General features: G+C 72.5%; 17 protein-coding genes. 4 read left to right on the top strand and 13 right to left on the bottom strand.

What is annotated here, in order from left to right; translation table 11 throughout:
* Positions 1 to 113: 113 nt before the first annotated feature.
* From ACIGXO_RS29320 to rsmH, 13 genes are all read right to left on the bottom strand, one after another.
* Positions 114 to 833, bottom strand: coding sequence for a YggS family pyridoxal phosphate-dependent enzyme (locus tag ACIGXO_RS29320; protein WP_399792781.1), 720 nt, complete (start codon positions 831 to 833; stop codon positions 114 to 116).
* Between the two features lie 3 nt (positions 834 to 836).
* The gene (pgeF, locus tag ACIGXO_RS29315; protein ID WP_399792779.1) at positions 837 to 1,586 is read right to left on the bottom strand and encodes a peptidoglycan editing factor PgeF; all 750 of its coding nucleotides are present in this window, start codon (positions 1,584 to 1,586) and stop codon (positions 837 to 839) included.
* A 14-nt stretch (positions 1,587 to 1,600) separates the two neighbouring features.
* Entirely contained in the window at positions 1,601 to 2,827 is a 1,227-nt protein-coding gene (gene ftsZ / locus ACIGXO_RS29310) for a cell division protein FtsZ (RefSeq protein ID WP_399792777.1), read from the bottom strand.
* Positions 2,828 to 3,102: 275 nt separating this feature from the next.
* Positions 3,103 to 3,948: a cell division protein FtsQ/DivIB gene (locus ACIGXO_RS29305; RefSeq protein ID WP_399792775.1), complete on the bottom strand. Its 846-nt coding sequence runs from the start codon at positions 3,946 to 3,948 to the stop codon at positions 3,103 to 3,105.
* A gap of 26 nt (positions 3,949 to 3,974) precedes the next feature.
* Positions 3,975 to 5,066 (bottom strand): undecaprenyldiphospho-muramoylpentapeptide beta-N-acetylglucosaminyltransferase, encoded by a 1,092-nt coding sequence (murG, locus tag ACIGXO_RS29300; RefSeq protein WP_031056921.1) that lies wholly within the window; start codon positions 5,064 to 5,066, stop codon positions 3,975 to 3,977.
* Between the two features lie 6 nt (positions 5,067 to 5,072).
* The gene (gene ftsW, locus ACIGXO_RS29295) at positions 5,073 to 6,431 is read right to left on the bottom strand and encodes a putative lipid II flippase FtsW (RefSeq protein WP_399792772.1); all 1,359 of its coding nucleotides are present in this window, start codon (positions 6,429 to 6,431) and stop codon (positions 5,073 to 5,075) included.
* Positions 6,432 to 6,496: 65 nt separating this feature from the next.
* Positions 6,497 to 7,918, bottom strand: a complete 1,422-nt coding sequence (gene murD, locus ACIGXO_RS29290; RefSeq protein ID WP_399792770.1) for a UDP-N-acetylmuramoyl-L-alanine--D-glutamate ligase — start codon at positions 7,916 to 7,918, stop codon at positions 6,497 to 6,499.
* Positions 7,915 to 8,979, bottom strand: coding sequence for a phospho-N-acetylmuramoyl-pentapeptide-transferase (mraY, locus tag ACIGXO_RS29285; protein WP_031056914.1), 1,065 nt, complete (start codon positions 8,977 to 8,979; stop codon positions 7,915 to 7,917). The genes murD and mraY overlap by 4 nt, the downstream gene beginning before the upstream one ends.
* A 5-nt stretch (positions 8,980 to 8,984) precedes the next feature.
* A complete protein-coding gene (gene murF / locus ACIGXO_RS29280; protein WP_399792768.1) occupies positions 8,985 to 10,412 on the bottom strand; it encodes a UDP-N-acetylmuramoyl-tripeptide--D-alanyl-D-alanine ligase in 1,428 nt (475 codons plus the stop codon).
* Between the two features lie 62 nt (positions 10,413 to 10,474).
* Complete coding sequence (locus tag ACIGXO_RS29275) at positions 10,475 to 12,178, bottom strand: UDP-N-acetylmuramoyl-L-alanyl-D-glutamate--2,6-diaminopimelate ligase (protein ID WP_399792766.1); 1,704 nt, start codon at positions 12,176 to 12,178, stop codon at positions 10,475 to 10,477.
* 8 nt (positions 12,179 to 12,186) lie between these two features.
* Positions 12,187 to 14,403: a penicillin-binding transpeptidase domain-containing protein gene (locus ACIGXO_RS29270; RefSeq protein WP_399792764.1), complete on the bottom strand. Its 2,217-nt coding sequence runs from the start codon at positions 14,401 to 14,403 to the stop codon at positions 12,187 to 12,189.
* Positions 14,404 to 14,472: 69 nt separating this feature from the next.
* Positions 14,473 to 14,976, bottom strand: a complete 504-nt coding sequence (locus tag ACIGXO_RS29265; protein WP_399792762.1) for a hypothetical protein — start codon at positions 14,974 to 14,976, stop codon at positions 14,473 to 14,475.
* Positions 14,973 to 15,935, bottom strand: a complete 963-nt coding sequence (gene rsmH / locus ACIGXO_RS29260; RefSeq protein WP_399792760.1) for a 16S rRNA (cytosine(1402)-N(4))-methyltransferase RsmH — start codon at positions 15,933 to 15,935, stop codon at positions 14,973 to 14,975. Before rsmH ends, ACIGXO_RS29265 begins: the two co-directional genes overlap by 4 nt.
* 469 nt (positions 15,936 to 16,404) lie before the next feature.
* Here rsmH and ACIGXO_RS29255 point away from each other — a divergent pair, with 469 nt between their 5' ends.
* The 4 genes from ACIGXO_RS29255 to ACIGXO_RS29240 all read left to right on the top strand — a co-directional run bounded on the left by ACIGXO_RS29255 (position 16,405) and on the right by ACIGXO_RS29240 (position 22,140).
* Positions 16,405 to 16,965, top strand: a complete 561-nt coding sequence (locus ACIGXO_RS29255) for a beta-class carbonic anhydrase (RefSeq protein ID WP_399792758.1) — start codon at positions 16,405 to 16,407, stop codon at positions 16,963 to 16,965.
* A 308-nt stretch (positions 16,966 to 17,273) separates the two neighbouring features.
* On the top strand, positions 17,274 to 18,272 hold the full coding sequence (locus ACIGXO_RS29250; protein WP_399792756.1) for an AAA family ATPase: 999 nt from the start codon (positions 17,274 to 17,276) through the stop codon (positions 18,270 to 18,272).
* Positions 18,272 to 19,744 carry a DUF58 domain-containing protein gene (locus ACIGXO_RS29245; protein ID WP_399792754.1) on the top strand — a complete coding sequence of 491 codons (1,473 nt, stop codon included), beginning with the start codon at positions 18,272 to 18,274 and terminating at the stop codon, positions 19,742 to 19,744. Before ACIGXO_RS29250 ends, ACIGXO_RS29245 begins: the two co-directional genes overlap by 1 nt.
* Positions 19,741 to 22,140 (top strand): DUF3488 and DUF4129 domain-containing transglutaminase family protein, encoded by a 2,400-nt coding sequence (locus ACIGXO_RS29240; RefSeq protein WP_399792753.1) that lies wholly within the window; start codon positions 19,741 to 19,743, stop codon positions 22,138 to 22,140. Before ACIGXO_RS29245 ends, ACIGXO_RS29240 begins: the two co-directional genes overlap by 4 nt.
* Positions 22,141 to 22,352: the final 212 nt, after the last annotated feature.

The following is a 22,352-nucleotide window of genomic DNA, read 5'->3' as shown; positions in this document are numbered from 1 at the left end:
TCCGCTCTGTGGTGGATCGGCTCCGTCACCGGTCGCCTTGGATCCACTCGGCCTGCCCGTCTTTTGACGGTAATGACCATATTTTGTGCTGTGGTCCGACTTGCTTCGCGACGTTACCCGAGCCGTGGTCGGACTCCGAGTACCGCAGTGCCCACGCGTACATGTGTCGCACCGGCGGCCACCGCGTCCTCGAGATCCGAACTCATTCCTGCCGAGACCATTTTCGCAGCAGGATGACCCGAGCGCAGGCCGGATGCGATTTCCGCCAGCCGGTCGAAAGCCGCCCGCGGCCGGCCTGCGTACTGCCCTGCCAGCGGAGCGACCGTCATCAGACCGCCCAGCCGCAGCCCTTCGGCCGCCGCCACCGCGTCGGCCAGCGCCGCCACCCCGTCCGGACCGACACCGCCGCGGTCGCCGCGCTCCCCCGACTCGGCGTCAAGTGCCACCTGGATCAGGCAGTCCAGCTCGCGCCCGGCACGTACGGCCTCCTTGGAGAGCGCGGTGACGAGCTTGACCCGGTCCACGGACTGCACGATATCCGCGTAACTGACCACAGACCGGACTTTATTTGTCTGCAATTGGCCGACGAAATGCCAAGTAAGCGGCAAATCCGAGCAAGCGGCCGCCTTGGGCGCCGCGTCCTGGTCGCGGTTCTCCGCGACGTGCCGGATGCCCAATTCCGAAAGGATACGGACATCGCTCGCCGGGTAGGTCTTTGTGACCACAATCAGGGTCACATCATCACGATTGCGACCGGCTTTGGCACAAGCGGTGGAGATACGGTCCTCCACCCGGGCCAGGTTCTCGGCCAGTTCCGTTCTACGGTCCGTCACAGCTCAGCCGTCCAGCCATACATAACTCGCGAGCCGCCCCGTTGTGCGGTCGCGCCGGTACGAGAAATGGTCCGCCGATTCCAGCGTGCAGATGTGGGAATGTTCACGCACCCGCACGCCGCACCGGGCGAGTTGGGCGGCCACCCCGGCCACCACGTCCACCGCTGGAGTCCCCCAGCTCGTGGTCGCGCGCGCCTCGGGCACCGCGGCGGCGACCTCGGCGCGCATCGCCTCCGGTACCTCGTAACAGCGCCCGCAGACCGCGGGTCCGGTGTACGCGGCGATCCGCCCGGGGTCGGCACCGAGCGCGGTCATCGCCTCGACCGTGGCCGGTACGACCCCGGCCACCAGTCCGGGACGTCCGGCGTGCGCGGCGCCCGCGACCCCGGCGACCGGGTCGGCGAGGAGGACGGGGGTGCAGTCGGCGGTGAGGACGGCGAGGGCCAGGCCCCGACGGCTCGTCACGACCGCGTCCACGCAGGGCACCTCGGTCCCGTCCCGCCACGGCCCGTCCACGACCGCCACGTCGCGTCCGTGCACCTGGTTCATCCAGACCACATCGGCCGGATCCAGTCCGAGGGACTTGGCCGCCAGTTCGCGATTGGTCCGTACCGCCTGTGGGTCGTCGCCCACGGCGCCGCCGAGGTTGAGCTCGGCATACGGAGCGGCGCTCACCCCACCCCACCGGTCGGTGAAGGCGAAGCGCGCGCCGCTCGCATCATCCGTCAGCACAGAGTGCTGCTGTCCTATCACTGCTGGGTCTTCGGCTACTTCAGGAAGTCCGGGACGTCCAGCTCCTCGGCCGTGCTGTCCGTGTACGGACGGGCCGGGGGGACCTGCGGGGCGACCGGCGGCGGCGCCGGGGCCTCGCTGACCGGCGCCGGCTCGACCGGGGCCGGCTCCTCGTCCCGCACCGGGACGGAGCCGAGGCCGCCGAAGGCCGGGCGGGGCTCCGGGGGCGCGGCCGGGCGGCTCGCCGGGGCTGCCGGCTCCTCGCGCTTGCCGGAGGAGGACGAGCTGATGACGTTCTCGCGGCGGGCCGGCGGCTGACCGCCGTCGAAGCCCGCGGCGATGACGGTCACGCGGACCTCGTCGCCCAGCGCGTCGTCGATGACCGCGCCGAAGATGATGTTGGCTTCCGGGTGGGCCGCCTCGCTGACCAGCTGGGCCGCCTCGTTGATCTCGAAGAGACCGAGGTCGGAGCCGCCGGAGATGGACAGCAGCACACCGCGGGCGCCGTCGATGGAGGCTTCCAGCAGCGGCGAGGAGATGGCCATTTCGGCGGCGGCCACCGCGCGGTCGTCGCCGCGGGCCGAGCCGATGCCCATGAGGGCCGAGCCGGCCTCGGACATCACGGACTTCACGTCGGCGAAGTCGAGGTTGATCAGGCCCGGGGTGGTGATCAGGTCGGTGATGCCCTGGACACCGGACAGCAGCACCTGGTCGGCGGACTTGAAGGCGTCAAGAACGCTCACCTGGCGGTCCGAGATGGACAGCAGCCGGTCGTTGGGGATGACGATGAGCGTGTCGACCTCTTCGCGCAGCTGCGCGATGCCGTCCTCGGCCTGGTTGGCGCGGCGGCGGCCCTCGAAGGTGAACGGCCGGGTGACCACACCGATCGTCAGGGCGCCCAGCGAGCGCGCGATGTTGGCGACCACGGGCGCGCCGCCCGTGCCGGTGCCGCCGCCCTCACCCGCGGTCACGAAGACCATGTCGGCCCCCTTGAGGACCTCCTCGATCTCCTCGCGGTGGTCTTCGGCCGCCTTGCGGCCCACGTCCGGGTTTGCGCCGGCGCCGAGGCCACGCGTCATTTCACGGCCGACGTCGAGCTTGACGTCGGCGTCGCTCATCAGCAACGCCTGCGCATCGGTGTTGATCGCGATGAACTCGACGCCCTTGAGCCCGACCTCGATCATCCGGTTGATGGCGTTCACGCCACCGCCGCCGATGCCGACGACCTTGATGACTGCGAGGTAGTTCTGCGGTGCTGCCACGTCGAAGGCCTCTCGCCTCGAGTTACGTGTCGGTGCCTCACATGTGCTGTGGACAACGACTGATGCCGATGGGACGGTCCGTATTGCCGACCCGAACCCTAACGTTGAAGTTTAGGGTTACCAGTGCCTGTGTTCCCTGGGTTCTTTGGAACGAGACACTAAGTCGACAAGCGGCGCACGTTCAACGAACACGCCGAACCTCCCGTTTTTCTTTTCACCCTATGTGATCACCCGTAGTGGTAGCCATCCAGGGTGCTGGCCTGCGCGTACGTACGTCAACTCCCGGACGCGGCGGGCGCACTGGGGACGCTGACGTCGAAGTGGCGCGCATCACGCGCCGCTTTCAGGAGCGCGCGGAGTACCTTGGCCTTTTCCTTGCCGTGTTCCTCGCTGCCCCACTCGACCCGGCGTCCGCCGGTCAGCTCCAGGGTGATGGAGTCGTACGAACGTACGCGGATGACGCGCACGTCCTTGCCGACCGTATCGGGAAGCGCGGTGGCGACCTTCACCGCCGCGCGGTTCAGAGCAGGGATACCGAAACGGCGCAGGCTCGGCGAATCGGCCGCGTCCATTTCCAGCCGGGGTACATCGCGCGGCGCGATACCGACGGTGGCGAAGCGCACGCCCCGGTCGTCCACTTCACGGAACTTTCCGCCCTTTTGGACGACCAGGACGGGCTGCCGCTCCGTCACGTTCAGGGAGATGGTGTCCGGCCACGAGCGCTCCACTTCGACCGACTTGATGCGGCGCAGCCGGTCGGCCAGCCGTGCGGCGATACCGTCGGTGTCCACGGAGGCGAGCGGCGAGCCCAGCGGCACCGCCGCCGCTGCCGTCACCTCACGCACCGTCAGGACATCGGTGCCGCGCACCTGCACCCGCTCCGCGCGGAGCCAGTCCGAGCCGTACAGCACCCAGGTACCAAAGCCGACCAGCAGCGCTATGAGGACGGTGGCGACGATGAGCGTACGGCGGCGGGGACGGCCGGGGAGGCGCGCCCCCGGCCGCGGCAGCTGCAGCCACCACGGCCGGAGCCGCTCTTCCGGTCCCCCGGAGTCGGCGGGCGGGCCGGCCTGCGGTCTGCGCTGCTCACCGCGGCGGGCGGTGGTGCTGGGTCCGGCCACGCTCCCTCTCCTTCCCCCCGGCCGCCTCAGCCCCGGCGGGAGGCGATTGCTTCGTAGACCATGCCGACGAGCAGTTCGTCGGCGTCTCTGCGGCCGAACTCGGCGGCCGCGCGGGACATCTCGTACAGCCGGTGCGGGTCCGAGAGCACCGGCAGGACGTTGCCCTGCACCCACTCGGGGGACAGCTGCGCGTCGTCGACCAGCAGGCCGCCGCCGGCGTTGACCACCGGCTGGGCGTTCAGCCGCTGCTCGCCGTTGCCGATGGGCAGCGGGACGTACGCGGCGGGCAGCCCGACGGCGGACAGCTCGGCGACGGTCATCGCGCCCGCGCGGCAGAGCATCATGTCGGCCGCGGCGTACGCGAGGTCCATCCGGTCCACGTACGGTACCGGGACGTACGGCGGCATCCCGGGCATGTTGTCGACCTGCGGCAGTTCGTTCTTCGGGCCGACCGCGTGCAGCACCTGGATGCCGGCGCGCTGGAAGCTCGGCACGGCGGCCTGGATGACCTCGTTCAGCCGGCGCGCGCCCTGCGAGCCGCCGGAGACCAGCAGCGTCGGCAGGTTCGGGTCCAGGCCGAAGGCGGCGCGCGCCTCGGCGCGGACCGCCGCCCGGTCCAGGGTCGCGATCGTGCGGCGCAGCGGGATGCCGACGTAACGGGCGTCGCGCAGCTTGCTGTCGGGGGTGGAGACGGCGACGAACTTGGCGTACCGCGAGCCGATCTTGTTGGCCAGGCCCGGCCGGGCGTTGGCCTCGTGCACGACGATCGGCACGCCGAGCCGCTTGGCGGCCAGGTAGCCGGGCAGCGCCACGTAACCGCCGAAGCCGACGACGCAGTCCGCCTTCGTGCGCTCCAGGATCTGCTCGGCCGCCTTGATCGTGCCGCGCAGCCGCCCGGGGACGGTGATCAGCTCGGGGGTGGGCTTGCGCGGCAGCGGAACGGCCGGGATCAGCCCCAGTTCGTAACCGCGCTCCGGTACCAGCCGGGTCTCCAGTCCGCGCTCCGTGCCCAGGGCCGTGATGCCCACGGTCGGGTCCTGCCTGCGCAGGGCGTCCGCGAGGGCGAGCGCGGGCTCGATGTGGCCGGCGGTCCCCCCACCGGCGAGTACGACATGCACCGAAATTCACCGCTCTCCGGACGGCAGCTTCTTGACGCGCCGTCTCATCGTCTTCCGTCTCACCCCAGCCGGCATTCTCGCGAATACCGGCTGCCGCATGGCCAGCGCCGCCCGCGCCGCGGGCTCATCACGCGCGAAGGCGATCAGGAGTCCGACAGCGAACATCGTCGGCAGCAGGGCGGAGCCTCCGTAGGAGAACAGCGGGAGCGGGACACCGGCGATCGGCAGCAGGCCGAGCACCGCACCGATGTTGACCACGGCCTGAGCCGTGATCCAGGTGGTCACGCCACCCGCGGCGTACCGTACGAAGGGATCCTCCGTGCGTCCGGCCACGCGGATACCCGCATAGCCTAGAGCCGCGAACAGGGCGAGTACCGACAGCGTCCCCGCCAGTCCCAGTTCCTCCCCGGTGATGGCGAAGATGAAGTCGGTGTGCGGTTCAGGGAGTTCACCCCATTTTTCCATACTCGCGCCGAGACCGGATCCGAAGAATCCGCCGGACGCGAGGGCGTATATCCCGTGCACGGCCTGCCAGCACTGGTCGCCCGGACCGGGGTCGGTCGCGCCGATGCACGCGAGCCGGGACATCCGGTTGGCGCTCGTCTTGATGAGCAGCGCGCCGATGACGCCCGCCGCCGCCAGCACCCCGACGAACAGCCGGGTGGGCGCCCCCGCGAGCCACAGCAGTCCGAAGAGGATGGCCGTGAGAATGATCGCGGTGCCCATGTCGCCGCCGAGCATGATGAGCCCGAGCAGCAGGAAAGCGGCCGGAATCAGCGGTACGAGCAGATGCTTCCACTGGGTCAGCAGCCGCCGCTCCTGCTTGCGTGCGAGCAGGTCGGCGCCCCACAGGACCAGCGCCAGCTTGCCGAACTCGCTGGGCTGCAGCTGGAAGGGCCCGCCGAGCGAGATCCAGTTCTGGTTGCCGTTGACCGCGACGCCTATCCCCGGCACCTGGACCAGGCACATCAGGAAGACGGAGGCGGCGATCAGCGGGTAGGCCAGCGCCCGGTGCGCCCGGACGGGCAGCTTGGTCGCCAGCACCATCAGCCCGCCGCCGAGCGCCGCGGCGAGCAGCTGCTTGCGGAAGAAGTACGTCGGGGACAGCCCGGACTGCAGCGCCTTGATCTGCGAGGCGGAGTAGACCATGACCAGCCCGAGCACCATGATCAGCAGGCTGCCGCCGAGGACGAGATAGTACGCCGTCAGCGGCCGGTCCCAGGCCCGCTTCGCCCGGTGGTACAGGCGCCGCGGGCCCGTGGGGTCGCCGGGGCGCGGCATCCGGGGGGCCGGTGGCGTCCGCCGCACCGGGCGCAGCGGACGCGGTGGGCTCGGCGGTGCCTCCTTCGCCGGTCGGGCCGTCATCCTCGTCCCTCCACAGATGCGCTGCGCCGCACGTCCACGACGCGGGCGGGGACGTACGGGTGGGTCTACTGGTCCTGTGCGGCCAGCTCGCGGACCGCGTCGGCGAAGGCGTCGCCCCGCTTGTTGTAGTTCAGGTACATGTCCATCGAGGCGCAGGCCGGTGCCAACAGGACCGTATCGCCCGGCCGGGCGAGCCGCGCGGCTTCCCGTACCGCCTCGGACATCGCCCCAGTGTCGGTCCGGTCGAGGTCGACGACGGGCACATCCGGGGCGTGTCGCGCGAGCGCTTCGGCGATCAGGGCCCGGTCCTTGCCGATCAGGACGGCACCGCGGAGGTGCCCCGCCGACTTCTGGACGAGCTCGTCGAAGGTCGCGCCCTTGGCGAGCCCGCCGGCGATCCACACGATGTGCTCGTACGCGGCCAACGACGCCTCGGCGGCGTGGGTGTTGGTCGCCTTGGAGTCGTCGATGTACGCGGTTCCGGCGACGTCCGCGACGTGCTGGATGCGGTGCGCGTCCGGGTGGAAGGCGCGCAGGCCGTCGCGTACGGAGGCGGGCTGCACACCGAACGCGCGGGCCAGCGCCGCGGCCGCGAGGGCGTTGGCGATGTTGTGCGGGGCCGGCGGATCGACGTCCGCGACCTCGGCCAGCTCCTGGGCCTGCTTCTGCCGGTTCTCGACGAACGCGCGGTCGACGAGGATGCCCTCGACGACGCCGACCTGGCCGGGTCCCGGCGTGCCGAGGGTGAAGCCGATCGCGCGGCAGCCCTCCTCGACGTCGGCCTCGCGGACCAGGTCCTCGGTGGCCTTGTCGGCCACGTTGTAGACGCAGGCGACGGTGTTGCCCTCGTAGATCCGGCCCTTGTCGGCGGCGTACGCCTCCATGGAGCCGTGCCAGTCGAGGTGGTCGGGGGCGAGGTTCAGTACGGCCGCGGAGTGGGCGCGCAGCGAGGGCGCCCAGTGCAGCTGGTAGCTGGAGAGCTCGACGGCGAGCACGTCGTACGCGTCGTCGCCTTCCTGGATCACGTCGATGATCGGCGTGCCGATGTTGCCGACCGCGGCCGTGCGCAGACCCTCCGCCGCCAGGATCGAGGCGAGCATCTGCGTGGTCGTGGTCTTGCCGTTCGTGCCGGTGATCGCGAGCCAGGGGGCGGCGTCGGGGCCGCGGAGCCGCCAGGCGACCTCCACGTCCCCGATGACGTCCACGCCCGCCTCGGCGGCGGCCGCGAAGAGCGGGCTGGAGGGCTTCCAGCCCGGCGAGGTGACGACGAGCCCGGTGCCCTCGGGCAGCGTCTCGCCGTCCCCGAGGCGGACGGCGATACCGGCCGCCTCCAGCTCGGCGGCCGTCGCCCGCTGCTTCTCGCCGTCGCCGCCGTCCACGACGGTGACGGTCGCGCCGAGCCCGGCCAGGGCGCGCGCGGCACTGATGCCGCTCACGCCCAGGCCGGCGACGGTGATGCGCTGTCCGGCGAAGTCCTGGCCGGTCACTTGGCGGCCTGCCAGCCGCCGTAGAAGATGCCGAGGGCCACGATCACGCACATGCCCTGGATGATCCAGAACCGGACCACGACAAGGACTTCGGACCAGCCCTTCAATTCGAAGTGGTGCTGGAGTGGCGCCATCCGGAAGACCCGCTTGCCGGTGAGCCGGAAGGAGCCGACCTGGATGACCACCGACATGGTGATCAGCACGAAGAGGCCGCCGAGGATGGCGAGCAGCAGCTCCGTACGGGAGCAGATCGCCAGGCCCGCGAGCGCGCCGCCGAGGGCGAGCGAGCCGGTGTCCCCCATGAAGATCTTGGCGGGCGAGGTGTTCCACCACAGGAAGCCGAAGCAGGCACCCATCAGGGCGGAGGCCACGACCGCGAGGTCGAGCGGGTCACGCACTTCGTAGCAGCCGGGGCCCGCGGTGATCTGGTTGGCGCAGGACTCCTGGTACTGCCAGATGCCGATGAAGGTGTACGCGCCGAAGACCATCACCGAGGCGCCGGTGGCCAGGCCGTCCAGGCCGTCGGTGAGGTTCACGCCGTTGGACATCGCCAGGATCATGAACAGCGCCCAGATCACGAAGATCACGGGGCCGATCTGCCAGCCGAAGTCCTGGGTGAAGGAGAGCCGGTCCGAGGCCGGGGTCTGTCCGCGCAGGTCCGCGAACTGCAGGGACAGCACGGCGAAGGCGATGCCGACGATCAGCTGGCCCGCCATCTTGGCCTTGGCCCGCAGGCCCAGCGACCGCTGCTTGACGATCTTGATGTAGTCGTCGAGGAAGCCGACCAGGCCCATGCCGGCCATCAGGAACAGCACCAGCACACCGGAGAAGGTGGGGTCGCTGCTCGTGATCACCTTGGTCAGCGCGTACGCGATGATCGTGGCCAGGATGAAGGCGATGCCGCCCATGGTGGGCGTACCGCGCTTGCTGTGGTGGTCCCGCGGTCCGTCGTCGCGGATGAACTGCCCATAGCCCTTTTTGGCCAGCAGCTTGATCAGCAGCGGGGTGCCGATAAGGGTCAGGAAGAGCCCGATCATTCCGGAGAAGAGGATCTGCTTCATCGTGTTCATCGGGTAGCGGCCCCGCCCTGCGCACCATTGCCTGCCGCATCGTCCAGCAATGCGGCCGCGACCCGCTCCAGCCCCTCCGACCTGGACGCCTTCACCAGCACCACGTCTCCCGGCTGCAGCTCACTGCGCAGCAGGTCGACCGCCGCCCGTGCGTCGGACACGTGCACCGACTCCTCACCCCACGAACCCTCGTTATAAGCGCCCATTTGCAGCCAGGCGGCTTCCCGCCCCCCTACTGCCACGAGCTTGCTGACGTTGAGCCGGACGGCGAGCCGTCCGACCGCGTCGTGCTCGGCGAGTGACTCCTCGCCGAGCTCGGCCATCTGACCGAGCACCGCCCACGTACGCCGCCCCTTGCCCATCGACACGAGTGCGCGCAGCGCAGCCCGCATGGACTCGGGGTTCGCGTTGTAGGCGTCGTTGACGACCGTCACGCCGTCCGCGCGCTCGGTGACCTCCATGCGCCAGCGGGAGAGCGTGCCTGCCTCGGAGAGCGCGGACGCGATCTCGTCTGCGGGCATGCCCGACTCGTGGGCGACGGCGGCCGCGGCGAGCGCGTTCGACACGTGGTGCTCACCGTACAGCCGCAGGATCACGGCGCTGCACCCGGAGGGTGTGTGAAGCGTGAAAGCGGGGCGGCCGTCGTCGGTGAGCCGGACATCCTCGGCACGGATGTCGGCTTCGGGGGACTCGCCGAAGAAGACCGTACGGGCCTTCGTACGCGAGGCCATCGCACGTACGTACGTGTCGTCGGCGTTGAGGATCGCGATGCCGCCCGCGCTCGCGTCGGGCAGCGACTCGACCAGCTCGCCCTTGGCCTCGGCGATCTTCTCGCGGCCGCCGAACTCGCCGATGTGCGCGCTGCCGACGTTCAGGACGAGCCCGATGCGGGGCGGGGTCAGTTCGGTGAGGTAGCGGATGTGGCCGACGCCGCGCGCGCCCATCTCCAGGACGAGGTGGCGGGTGCCGGACTCGGCCCGCAGCGCGGTCAGCGGCAGGCCGATCTCGTTGTTGAGGTTGCCCTCGGGCCACACCGTCGGGCCGCTGCGCTGCAGCAGCTGCGCGATGAGGTCCTTGGTGCTGGTCTTGCCCGCCGAACCGGTCAGCGCGACGACGTCCGCACCGGTGCGCCGGACGACCTCGCGGGCCAGCGCGCCCAGCGCGGCCACCACGTCGTCGACCACGATCGCGGGCACGCCGACGGGACGCGTGGCCAGTACGGCCGCCGCGCCCGACCGCACGGCCTGCTCGGCGTAGTCGTGCCCGTCGACCCGCTCACCGGCGAACGCGGCGAACAGCGCGCCGTCGGTCACCGCCCGCGAGTCGATCACGACAGGGCCGGTGACCAGGACGGAGCCGTCCGGTATGTCGTGCTGCCGCCCGCCGACGATGCCGGCGACCTCGGCGAGGGACAGGGAGATCACAGGTCACCTCCGGCCGGGGGCTGGAGATGCCGAGATGGGGGTTGTGCGCGCATGGCGGTGTGTCATCCCTGGTGATCGTGCTGCTGCTGCAACTTCAGTGAGCTCTCGATGGCCTCGCGCAGCACCTGGCGGTCGTCGAAGGGGCGAACCACTCCGGCGATGTCCTGGCCCTGCTCGTGGCCCTTGCCGGCGACGATGACAGTGTCGCCGGGCTCCGCGCGGGCGACCGCGGCGGCGATGGCGGCGGCCCGGTCCTCCTCGACCAGTACCGTGCCGCGCTCGTGCGACGGCACGTCGGCGGCGCCCGCGAGCATGGTGGCGAGGATCGCGAGCGGATCCTCGGAACGTGGGTTGTCGCTGGTCAGCACCGCGGTGTCGGCGAGCCGCGCGATCGCGGCACCCATCGGCATGCGCTTGGTGCGGTCGCGGTCGCCGCCGCAGCCCAGTACGGCGTGGATCTTGCCCTCGGTGACCTTGCGCAGCGCGCGCAGGACCGATTCGACAGCGTCCGTCTTGTGCGCGTAGTCGACCACCGCGAGGTAGTCCTGGCCCGCGTCCACCCGCTCCAGCCGGCCCGGGACGCCGGGCACGGCGGCCACGCCGTCGGCGGCGGTCTGCGGGTCGACGCCGGCCACCACGAGGGCCGTGATGGCGGCGAGCGCGTTGGCGACGTTGAAGGGGCCGGCGATCGGCGACGCGGCGCGTACGGTCACGCCGTCCGGGCCGTGCACGGTGAACGTCGAGCCCAGCGTGCCGACCTCGACGTCGGCGGCGCGCCAGTCGGCGTCCGGGTGGCCCTCGGCGGAGAAGGAGGTGACCGGGACCTCGGACTCGCCCTCGATGAGCCGGCGGCCGTACTCGTCGTCGAAGTTCACCACGCCCAGCCGCGAGCGCGCCTTGGTGAACAGCTGCGCCTTGGCCTGGAAGTAGTCCTCCATGCCCGTGTGGAACTCCATGTGTTCCGGGCTGAGGTTGTTGAAGACCGCCACGTCGAACACGCAGCCGTCGACCCGGCCCAGTACCAGGGCGTGGCTGGAGACCTCCATGGCCACGGACTTCACGCCGCGCTCGCGCATCACCGCGAAGAGCGCCTGCAGGTCGGTGGCTTCGGGCGTGGTCCGCTCGGACTTCAGCCGCTCGTCGCCGATGCGGGACTCGACCGTGCCGATCAGGCCGGTCAGGCCGCCGCCGGACTTCTCCGCCGCGGCCCGGAGCCCGCCGTCGATGAGGTACGCGGTCGTGGTCTTGCCCGACGTACCGGTGATGCCGATCTGCAGCAGCTCCGCGCCCGGGTCGCCGTAGATCGTCACCGCCAGCGCGCCCATCCGGGCCCGCGGGTTGTCGACCGTGAGGACCGGCAGGCCCGTCGCGGCGGCCCGTTCGGTGCCCCCGGGGTCGGTCAGGATCGCGGCGGCACCCAGCTCGACGGCCTGCGCGGCGAAGTCGGCGCCGTGGAAGCGGGCGCCGGGCAGCGCGGCGTAGATGTCACCGGGGCGTACCGCGCGGGAGTCGTGCGTGATGCCGGTGACCGCGGCCTCCACCGTCGGCACGGCCGTGCCCAGCTGGTGCGCCAGATCCGCCAGCGGGATGGCGCGGACGTGCTCGGGGCGGGGCGGGCCGGGGTGTTTGCCGGGGCCGTCCTGCTGGGCATTGGGGGACTGATCAGCATGTGACACGGCGGTGAGCGTACCGGGCCCATGGGCCTCGGGGCGAAGCGAGGGACGCGGTGGTGGACGGTTCCCCGCGTCGGAAGTGATGGTCATCACGAATCACCTCATTCGCCCGGCTTGAAGCTGACCGGGAGTCGTGGTGCCTCGGCACCGGTGGGCGGCACCTGGAGCGACTTCAGCGCGAACTGCATGACCTGCTTGTAGATCGGCCCGCAGACCTGGCCGCCGAAGTAGCTTCCGCTGGTCGGATTCTGTACGGCGCAGTAGACGGTGATGCGGGGCTTGTCGGCGGGCGCGAAGCCCGCGAAAGAGGCCGTGTAGCCGTGGTAGCGGCCGGTCTTCGGATCCACCCGGTTGGAGGTGCCGGTCTTGCCGCCGACCCGGTAGCCGGGGATCTTCGCGGCGGTGCCGGTGCCCTCCTGGTCGTCGACCACGGATTCGAGCATCCGGGCGAGCGTCTTCGCGGTCTTCGGGCTCACCACGCGGGTCCTGTCAGGCTTCGGCGCGGCGACGTACCGGCCGTCGGGGCCCTTCGTGCCGCGGACGAGCGTGGGCGCGATCCGCTCGCCGCCGTTGGCGATGGTGGAGTACACCGAGGCGGCCTGCACCGCGTTGAGCGAGAGACCCTGCCCGAAGGGGATCGTGTACTGCTGCGAGGTGCTCCAGTCCTGCGGCTTGGCCAGAATGCCCGGGGTCTCGCCCGGGAAGCCCAGCCCGGTCGGCTGCCCGATGCCGAACTTGCGCAGGTACGAGTAGAGCACCTGGTTCGCCTCGCGCTGGGTCTTGCCCAGCTGTTCGACCGACAGGATGGTGCCGATGTTGCTGGACTTGGCGAGTACCCCGTTCAGCGTCAGGTGCCAGGTGGGGTGGTCGATGTCGTCGGCGAAGAGCCGGTCGCCGCGGTGCAGCCGGTTCGGGACGGTGACGTGCGTGGACGGCGTCGCGGCGCCCTCCTCCAGCACGGCCGCCAGCGACATCAGCTTGCTGGTCGAACCTGGCTCGAAAGCGTCGCTCAGCGCGGCGTTCCCGAGCGCGTCGGCGTCCGACCGCGTGATGTCGTTCGGGTCGAAGGCGGGGGCGTTGGCCAGCGCCAGGATCTCGCCGGTCTTCGTGTCCTGGACGACGACGTAGCCGCGGTCCGCCTTGGACTTCTCGACCTGCTTGGTGATGGCCTCCTGGGCCGCCCACTGGATGTCCCGGTCCAGGGTCAGCTCGACGTCCGTACCGGGCACCGCGGGGTGCTCCTGGGTGTCGGCGGTGGGCACCCGGCGGCCCCCGGACTGGGCGTACACGAGCTTGCCGTTCTTGCCCGCGAGCTTCTTGTCCAGGCTCGCCTCGAGGCCGCCCGCGCCCTTGCCCTCGGAGTTCATGAAGCCGAGCACTCCGGAGGCCAGCTCCTTGTTCGGGTACACCCGCTTGCTGTGCTCGTCGGCGAAGATGCCGAGCAGGACGTTGGGCCGCGGGTCGCTCTTGGGCGCGGCCTGCGCCTTGGCGTCCAGCGCGCTCCGCAGGTCCTTGATCTGCTTCCAGACCTGGGGGCTCTGGCGGCGCGAGAGCAGGACGTAGCGGGAGCCGGACTTGGAGAGCTTTTCGGCCAGTTCCTTCTGGTCCTCGCCGAGGATCGGCGCGAGCAGCGCGGCCGCCTTCTGGGGCGCGTCATCGATCTTGATCTTGTCGGGCGCCAGCAGGCTCGGGTCGGCGGTGATGTCGTACGCGTCCACGGTGGTGGCCAGGTCCACGCCGTCCCGGTCGGTGATCGCGCCGCGCTCGGCGGCGAGCGTGACCGGCACGTACCGGTTGACGTTGGCCTTGGCCGCGTACGCGTCGGCGTTCACCGCCTGCACCTGGAAGAGCCGTACCGCGAAGACCAGCATGACCAGCGTCAGCGCGACGGCCACGAGGCGGAGCCGGGGGCGGGGATTGCCGAGGCGGAGGGGGGCGGGGGCCGGGGTACGGGGGCGGGGTGGGCGCTTCTGTGCGGCTGCCGGGCGCTTCGGGGCAGCGGCGCGCTTCGAAGCGGCGGCGGGGCGCTTCGGGGCGGCGGCTGGGCGCTTCGGGGCCGGTGCCGGGCGCTTGGAAGCCGCCGGCGGGCGCTGGCCGGAGGAACGATTCGCGGAGGGGGCGCCCTTCGGGTCGCGGCGGGCGTCCGCGGGCCGCTTGGCGGCGGACGGGCGCTGCGGGCGGCCCTCGCTCCGGGACGAGGCGCCGCCCTGGGAGGGGCGCGGCACGTGGCGCCCGGGGGTGCCGGGGCGGGCGGGGCCGCGCCGGGCCCTCGGGTCGCGCCGGTTCTCGGGGTCCCTGGGGTCCCTCGGTTCGCTCACTGCTCCCCCTCCGTCTCCGTCCGGTCTGCGGGCGATGCGCCCGCGAGCGCGGCGTCGTGCGTCACGAGGTCACCCGCCGGCGGCCGTCGGGGAGGGCTGCGGGGAGGCGGTGGCGCGCGGGCTGCCGGACGGGGCCGCGGACGGCGTGTGCGTCCGCGAGAGGGCCGGCGGGCGGCTCTGCGGCGCCTTCATCACCGCGGGCTGCCCCGTGGCCTCGCTGGGCGCGCCGCGCACCGTGCCGTCCGGGCCCAGGAAGGCCGGGTTGCCGCCGGGCACCATGCCGAGGCCGCGGGCCCGCTTCTCCAGGGAGCCGGGCGCCGAGTAACCGTCGACCTCCTGCTGGAGCGCCTGCTGTTCGTCCGTCAGTTCCGTGGTCTGCTTCTCCAGCCTGCTCAGCTCGAAGGAGCCCTGGTTGAGCGCGGAGTTCAGCAGCAGCAGCGTGATCAGGCCGGATCCGAGCAGCACCACGACGAGCAGCACGAACGGCGTGCGCGCCGCCGTGCTCGTACCGGAGGGGACCAGGGCGGCCAGCCGCCCGCCCCCCGTGCCGCGAAGCCGCCCGGAGCCCGTCACGCGTTGTCCTCCCGGATGCGTTCGGCGCCGCGCAGCCGGGCGGGCGCCGCCCTGCGGTTCTCCGCGATCTCCGCTTCCGTGGGCAGCTCGGCGCCACGGGTGAGCAGCTTCAGCCGCGGCTGGTACTGCTCCGGTACGACCGGCAGCCCGGGCGGTGCCGTATTGGCGGCGCCCGCCGCGAACACCTGCTTGACCAGCCGGTCTTCGAGCGAGTGGTACGAGAGGACGGCGATCCGGCCGCCGACGGCGAGCGCCTGCACGGCGTTCGGAATGGCGCGTTCCAGGACCGACAGCTCGCCGTTGACCTCGATGCGCAGCGCCTGGAACGTGCGCTTCGCGGGGTTGCCGCCCGTGCGCTTGGCGGCCTGCGGCAGCGCGTCCCGGATCAGCTCGACCAGCCGCGCGCTGTTCGTGAACGGCTCCTTCTCGCGCTCCCGGACGATCGCCGAGACGATCCGCTTGGCCTGCTTCTCCTCGCCGTAGGCCCGCAGGATCCGGACGAGCTCGCCCGGCGCGTAGCTGTTGAGGACCTCGGCCGCGCTCATCCCGGTCGTCTGGTCCATCCGCATGTCCAGCGGGGCGTCCTGGGCGTACGCGAAGCCGCGGTCGGCCTCGTCCAGCTGCATCGAGGAGACGCCCAGGTCGAACAGGATCCCCTGGACGCGCGGCACGTTCAGCCGCTCCAGGACGTCGGGCAGCTCGTCGTACACGGCGTGCACGAGGGTCGCGCGGTCCCCGTAGGGCGCCAGCCGCTCCCCCGCGAGCTTCAGGGCGGACGGGTCGCGGTCCAGGCCGATCAGGCGCGCGGCGGGGAATGTCGACAGCAGCGCCTCGCTGTGTCCCCCCAGACCGAGCGTGCAGTCGACGACGACCGCACCGGGCTCGGCGAGCGCCGGGGCGAGCATGTCCAGACAGCGCTGGAGCATGACGGGGACGTGGCGGGTATTACTGCTGCTCATGCGCCTTCCGATGAGGAGGGCGGCGGATACCGCCCCCGCGGGGAAGGTGCCCACCTGCCGTTGGCCGACGGAGGCCGCACGTACTGTTTGGTCCCCGCCCGCTCTGAAGGGGAAGCGGCCGTCCGCCGACGGGGAAGTGACGTCGGATGGCCGGTGGAGCGGGAGGAGACCGAACCGCACGTGCGGTTCCCCGCGCGCGGGATTCGGGATCCAAGGAGAGTCTCACGCCTCCCACTTCGCGTCACTTTAGTCCACTCATCCCTTCGGTCAACCAACTGGTCGGGCGCGTCCTCGCGCGACCTCCGGACGCCTCCGGGCCGCGCCCTCCCGGGCGTTGTCGATCATTGATTTCACTCGTACGGGGCAACGCCGCCCGTTGCTGTGGGTTACCTCACAGGCAGGTTCGTTGACCCGCTATGCCCGTCCTCACATCCGGCGGCGCGGAGCTGCGGCGATTACCTTTAGTGCTATGTCGATATCCGCGTCGCAGGCCCCGTCCCCGTCCGACGACCGCGAGGCCGCCCGTTCGGGCGGCACGGTCACCGACCGCCTCATCGAAGCCAACGCCCGATACGCCGCCGAGTTCACGGACCCCGGCATGGACGCCCGTCCCGTACTGAAGGTCGCCGTTGTGGCCTGCATGGACGCCCGGCTCGACCTCCACGAAGCGCTGGGCCTGGAGCTCGGCGACTGCCACACCATCCGCAACGCCGGCGGTGTGGTCACCGACGACATCATCCGCTCCCTGACGATCAGCCAGCGTGCCCTGGGCACCCGTTCCGTGGTGCTCATCCACCACACGGGCTGCGGTATGCAGACCCTGACCGAGGACTTCCGTCACGAGCTGGCCGAGGAAGTCGGGCAGCGGCCGACCTGGGCGGTCGAGGCGTTCAAGGACCTGGACGCGGACGTACGCCAGTCGATGCAGCGCGTCCGTACGTCGCCGTTCCTGCTCCACACGGACGACGTGCGCGGTTTTGTCTTCGACGTGAAGACGGGGTTGCTGCGCGAGATCGACCCGCGGGACTGACGCGGAAGTCCCGTACGGAGCGCCGCGGAAACCCCGCAACCTCCGCTGTTCGCCGGCACGTCGACGACGTGCCGGCGAACGTTCTTTCCGGCCGCCGCCCCTCCCGGTGACCGGTGCGCGCCGTTCCGAGTTATCCACAGCCCATGACGCGAAGCCGCGCGGGCGGCAAGAATGCGTACGTGACGTTGTTTCCGGCCGGACCGGGGGCGGCGCGCTATCGGGGTGGGCCGGACCGGGAAAGCGGCGTCGGCCCTGAATTGGGGTACCCCCGCTTTTCGTGAGCGCGGGGCAGGGCCGAGGAGGGCCGGGTGACGACCTATGACGAGCGAGCGAGCCTCGGAGATCTGACCACCACAGCCGAGCGCGTCCGCCGGTCGGTGGAGGGCGTGATCGAGGGCAAGCCCGAGGTCGTACGCCTGGCGCTGACCGTGCTGCTCGCCGAGGGCCACCTCCTCATCGAGGACGTGCCGGGCGTCGGCAAGACCATGCTCGCCAAGGCGCTCGCCCGGTCCGTCGACTGCTCGGTGCGGCGCATCCAGTTCACTCCCGACCTGCTGCCCTCGGACATCACCGGCGTGAGCGTCTTCGACCAGCGGCAGCGCGACTTCGAGTTCAAGCCGGGCGCGATCTTCGCCCAGATCGTCATCGGCGACGAGATCAACCGCGCCTCCCCCAAGACCCAGTCGGCGCTCCTGGAGTCCATGGAGGAGCGCCAGGTCACCATGGACGGGCAGACGTATGCGCTGCCGAGCCCCTTCATGGTGGTGGCCACCCAGAATCCCCTGGAGATGGAGGGCACGTATCCCCTCCCCGAGGCCCAGCGCGACCGCTTCATGGCGCGGGTCTCGATCGGCTATCCGAGCCCCGAGGCCGAGCTGCAGATGCTGGACGTGCACGGCGGCAGGTCGCCGCTGGACGACATCCAGCCGGTCGCGCACGCCCACGAGATCGTGAAGCTGGTCGAGGCGGTGCGCACGGTGCACGTCTCCGATCCGGTGCGCAGATACGCCGTCGAGCTGGTCGCCGCCACGCGCAGCCACCCCGACCTGCGGCTCGGCGCCTCCCCTCGCGCGACGCTCCATCTGCTGCGGGCCGCCAAGGCCGCGGCGGCCCTCGCCGGCCGGGAGTACGTCCTCCCGGACGACCTGCAGTCGCTGGCCGGCGCGGTCCTCGCGCACCGCCTGCTGCCCACCGCCCAGGCCCAGCTGAACCGCCGCTCGGCCGAGCAGGTGGTCCTGGAGATCCTGCACCACACCCCGGTCCCCGACCCCTCGGCGCAGTGGCCGCCGGCCTCCCGGAGCTACTGATGCGGGGCGGGGGCGGAGGCATCGAGGCACCGGCGGCGGCCGGCGCGGAGTACGGCGGGCCAGGGGCGCCGGACAGCGGGGGGTTTCCGGCCGCGGGCCTGCCGGAGGCCGGCGGGCTGCGGGCCGCGCTCGGCGGGCTGACGACCCGCGGGCGGTCCTTCCTGGCGGCCGGCGTCGCCGCCGCGGTGTGCTCGTACGTCCTGGGCCAGGCCGACCTGCTCCGGGTCGGGCTGCTGCTGGCCTCGCTCCCCCTCGTGTGCGTCGCCGTGCTGTACCGCACCCGCTATCGGGTCGCGGGCAGCCGCGGCCTCTCCCCCGCGCGGGTGTCCGCCGCGGCCGAGACCCGGGTCCGGCTGCGCGTCGAGAACGTCTCGCGGCTGCCCACGGGCGTGCTGATGCTCCAGGACCGCGTGCCGTACGTCCTCGGGCCGCGGCCGCGCTTCGTCCTGGACCGGATCGAGGCGGGCGGCCACCGCGAGGTGTCCTACCGCGTCCGCTCGGACCTGCGCGGCCGTTATCCCCTCGGGCCGCTGCAGCTGCGGCTGTCCGACCCTTTCGGCATGTGCGAGCTGACCCGCTCCTTCAGTGCGCACGACACCCTGACGGTGGTCCCCCGGGTCGAGCCGCTGCCCCCGGTCCGGCTGGCCGGTGAGGCATCGGGATACGGCGACGGGCGCCACCGGGCCCTCGCGCTGGCCGGCGACGACGACGTGATCCCGCGCGGGTACCGCCACGGCGACGACCTGCGCCGGGTGCACTGGCGCTCCACCGCGCGCTACGGCGAGCTGATGGTACGCCGCGAGGAGCAGCCCCAGCAGGCCCGCTGCACGATCCTGCTGGACACCCGGAGCGCGGCGCACCAGGGCTCGGGGCCCGACTCCCCCTTCGAATGGGCGGTCGCCGGTGCCGCGTCCGTCGCGCTGCATCTCCTGGAGCGCGGCTTCTCGGTACGCCTGCTGACCGACACCGGCAGTTCCGTCCCGGGCCCGGACGGCGCCGGCGGCTTCTCCGGCGGCGGCGCCACGGCGGACGCGGCGGGCCTGCTCCTGGACACGCTGGCCGTCGTCGACCACTCCGAGGAGCCCGGCCTGTCCCGGGCCCACGACGTCCTGCGCGGGGGCAACGAAGGTCTGCTGATCGCGTTCTTCGGCGAGCTGGACGAGGAGCAGACCGCGCTGGCGGCGCGGATGCGGCGGCGCAGCGGCTCCGCCGTCGCCTTCGTCCTGGACGGCGACGCCTGGAGCGGTGCCGCGGCGCCCCCGCAGTCCGGTGCGGCGCCCGGCCCCCTCCCCCTGGCCGACCGCCTGCGGCTGCTCGACGACGCCGGCTGGACGGCCCTCGCAGTGCGGCCGCGGGACAGCCTGCCCGCCCTGTGGCGGCTCGCCGACACCGCGCGGTCCCGGCGGACGGCCGCGCGCGGCGGGATGCCGCCCGGCGGCACCGCCTCCGGACGAGCGGGAGCGGAGCGATGAGCGGCCGGGCGCGGCTCGCGGTGTGCGCGCTGGTGGCGACGCTCAGCGCCGCCTGCGCGCTGCTGCCGCTGGTGGAGCCGGTCGGCTGGATGTTCCAGGCGGCTCTCCTGCTCGGGCTGGTGACCACGGTCGGCGCGCTGGCCCGCCGGGTCCCGCTCGCCCGCCCCCTGACCATCGCCGCGCAGGCCCTGACCGGTCTCGTGCTGCTCACGCTGATGTTCACCCGCGGCCAGGCCGTCGCCGGACTGCTGCCGGGCCCCGACGCCTTCCACGAGTTCGGCCAGCTCCTCCAGGAGGGCGCCGGCGACGTCGGCCGGTACGCGATCCCGGCCCCGGTCACCACGGGCATCCGGCTGCTGCTGGTCGGCGGCGTGCTGGTGATCGGCCTGATCGTGGACGCGCTCGCGGTGACGTACCGCAGCGCGGCCCCCGCCGGGCTGCCGCTGCTCGCGCTGTACTCCGTCGCCGCCGGGCTGTCCAAGGGCGGCGCGGGCTGGCTGTGGTTCCTGGTCGCCGCGGCCGGCTATCTGTTGCTGCTGCTCGCCGAGGGCCGGGACCGGCTGTCCCGGTGGGGCCGGGTGTTCGGCGGCGGCCCGACGACGGCGGGCCGCCCGTACAGCACCGGGAGCACTTCCTTCGCCGCCGCCGGCGGGCCCGCGCCGGCCCCGGTGCGCACGGGCCGCCGGATCGGCGCGCTCGCCCTGGGCATCGCCCTGGTCGTCCCCGCCGTGCTGCCCACGCTCGGCGGCGGGCTGCTGGACATGAGCGCCCGCGGCCGCGCCGGGGCCGACGGCGGCACGATCTCCGCGGTGAACCCCCTGGTGTCCCTGCAGAACAGCCTCAACCAGCCCGAGGACCAGGAGGTGCTGAACTACCGCACGACCACCCCCGACACCCGCGACCTGTATCTGCGGATCGTCGCCCTCGACCAGTTCGACGGGGCGGCCTGGAAGCCGTCGCAGCGCACGGTCGTGGACGTGCCGGACCGGCTGCCCGACCCTCCGGGCCTCGCGCCCGACGTGGACACCACCGCGGTGAACACCTCGGTCTCCACGGCGAAGTGGTACGCACAGAACTGGCTCCCGATGCCCTATCCCGCCTCCCGGGTCGACATCCCGGGCCGCTGGCGCTTCGAGCCCGAGGGCCGCACCCTGGTCGGCGACCGCGGACAGAACACCCGCGGGGTCCGTTACCAGGTCGAGAGCCTGATCGTGCGCCCGACGGCCCGGCAGCTCGCGGAGGCGCCACCGCCGCGCCGCGCCCTGCGGCGCGAGTACACCCGGGTGCCGGACTCGCTGCCCCCGGTGGTCCAGCGGACGGCGCAGCAGGTGACGCGGGGCGCCCGCTCGGCGTACGGGAAGGCGGTCCGGCTCCAGGACTGGTTCGCGCTGAACGGCGGCTTCACGTACAACACCGAGGTCCGGGCGGGCAGCGGCACGCAGGCGATCGCGCGCTTCCTGAAGCAGAAGGAGGGCTTCTGCGTCCACTTCTCCTTCTCGATGGCGGCGATGGCCCGCACGCTCGGCATCCCGGCCCGGGTGGCGGTCGGCTTCACCCCGGGCGGCAAGCGCGCCGACGGCTCGTACTCGGTCGGTCTGAAGGACGCGCACGCCTGGCCCGAGCTGTACTTCGAAGGCATCGGCTGGACGCGCTTCGAGCCGACGCCGAGCCGCGGCAGCGTGCCGGACTACACGATCTCCGCGGACGCGCCGGACGAGGACGATCCCGGCCGGGCCGAGCCGCTGCCCGGCCGCACCGCGGCGCCGCGCTCCGAGCCGTCGGCGGACGGCGGGACCTGCCCGCCGGACCAGCGGCGGGTCGCCGAGTGCGGGGCGCTGCCCTCGCAGTCCGGCGGCGGCCCGGCCGACGGCGGGCCGGCACCGGGGACGGTCGCGGCCGGCGCGCTCGTCGCCCTGCTGGTCCTGCTGCTGCCGGCGGTCCCGCTGCTCTGGCGGATACGGGCCCGCGCCCGCCGCCTCGGCGCCGCCCGGCCCCGGGGACCGGCGGCGGGTGTCCTCGGCCCCTGGCGGGAGCTGGTGGATTCGGGCTGGGACTACGGCATCGTCCCGGACGACGCGCTGACCCCGCGCCAGGCGGCCGCGCGGATCGTACGGGCCGGCGAGCTGACGGGCCCGGCCGCGGAGGCGGCCCGCCGGGTGGCCGGCTCGGTGGAGCAGGCGCTCTACGCCCCGCGTCCGCAGGCCGCGCCCGGCCTGGCCGACGACGTGCGGCGGATACGCGCCGGGCTGCGCGACGCGGCCTCCTGGCGGCAGCGGCTGCGCGCCGTAGTGGCCCCGCGCTCCGCCGTCCGCCTGCTGTGGACCGCCCGGGCCCGCGCCTCGGCCACCCTGGACCGGCTCCGCATGGCGGTACCGGGCCGGTCGGCGGCCCGCTGATCCGGGCGGGCCGGCCGGGGGCAGCCGGGCTGGCGGGCTGGCGGGCTGGCGCCAGAGGGTGCCCGGCAGCCGCCGGATGAGGGTGCCCGGACATGACTGAGTGGTGGGGGGGGGGGGGGGGGGGGGGGGGGGGGGGCCCCCCCCCCCCCCCCCCCCCACCGCGGTGACCAAGGTGCTGGTCGCGCACAAGGAGGACCAGCCGAACGACACCG

The sequence above is a fragment of the Streptomyces sp. NPDC053542 genome, assembly GCF_044544685.1.
Taxonomy (GTDB): Bacteria; Actinomycetota; Actinomycetes; order Streptomycetales; family Streptomycetaceae; genus Streptomyces.
The sequence above is the reverse complement of the archived record's forward strand: the minus strand, read 5'-3'. Positions and strand labels throughout refer to the sequence as shown.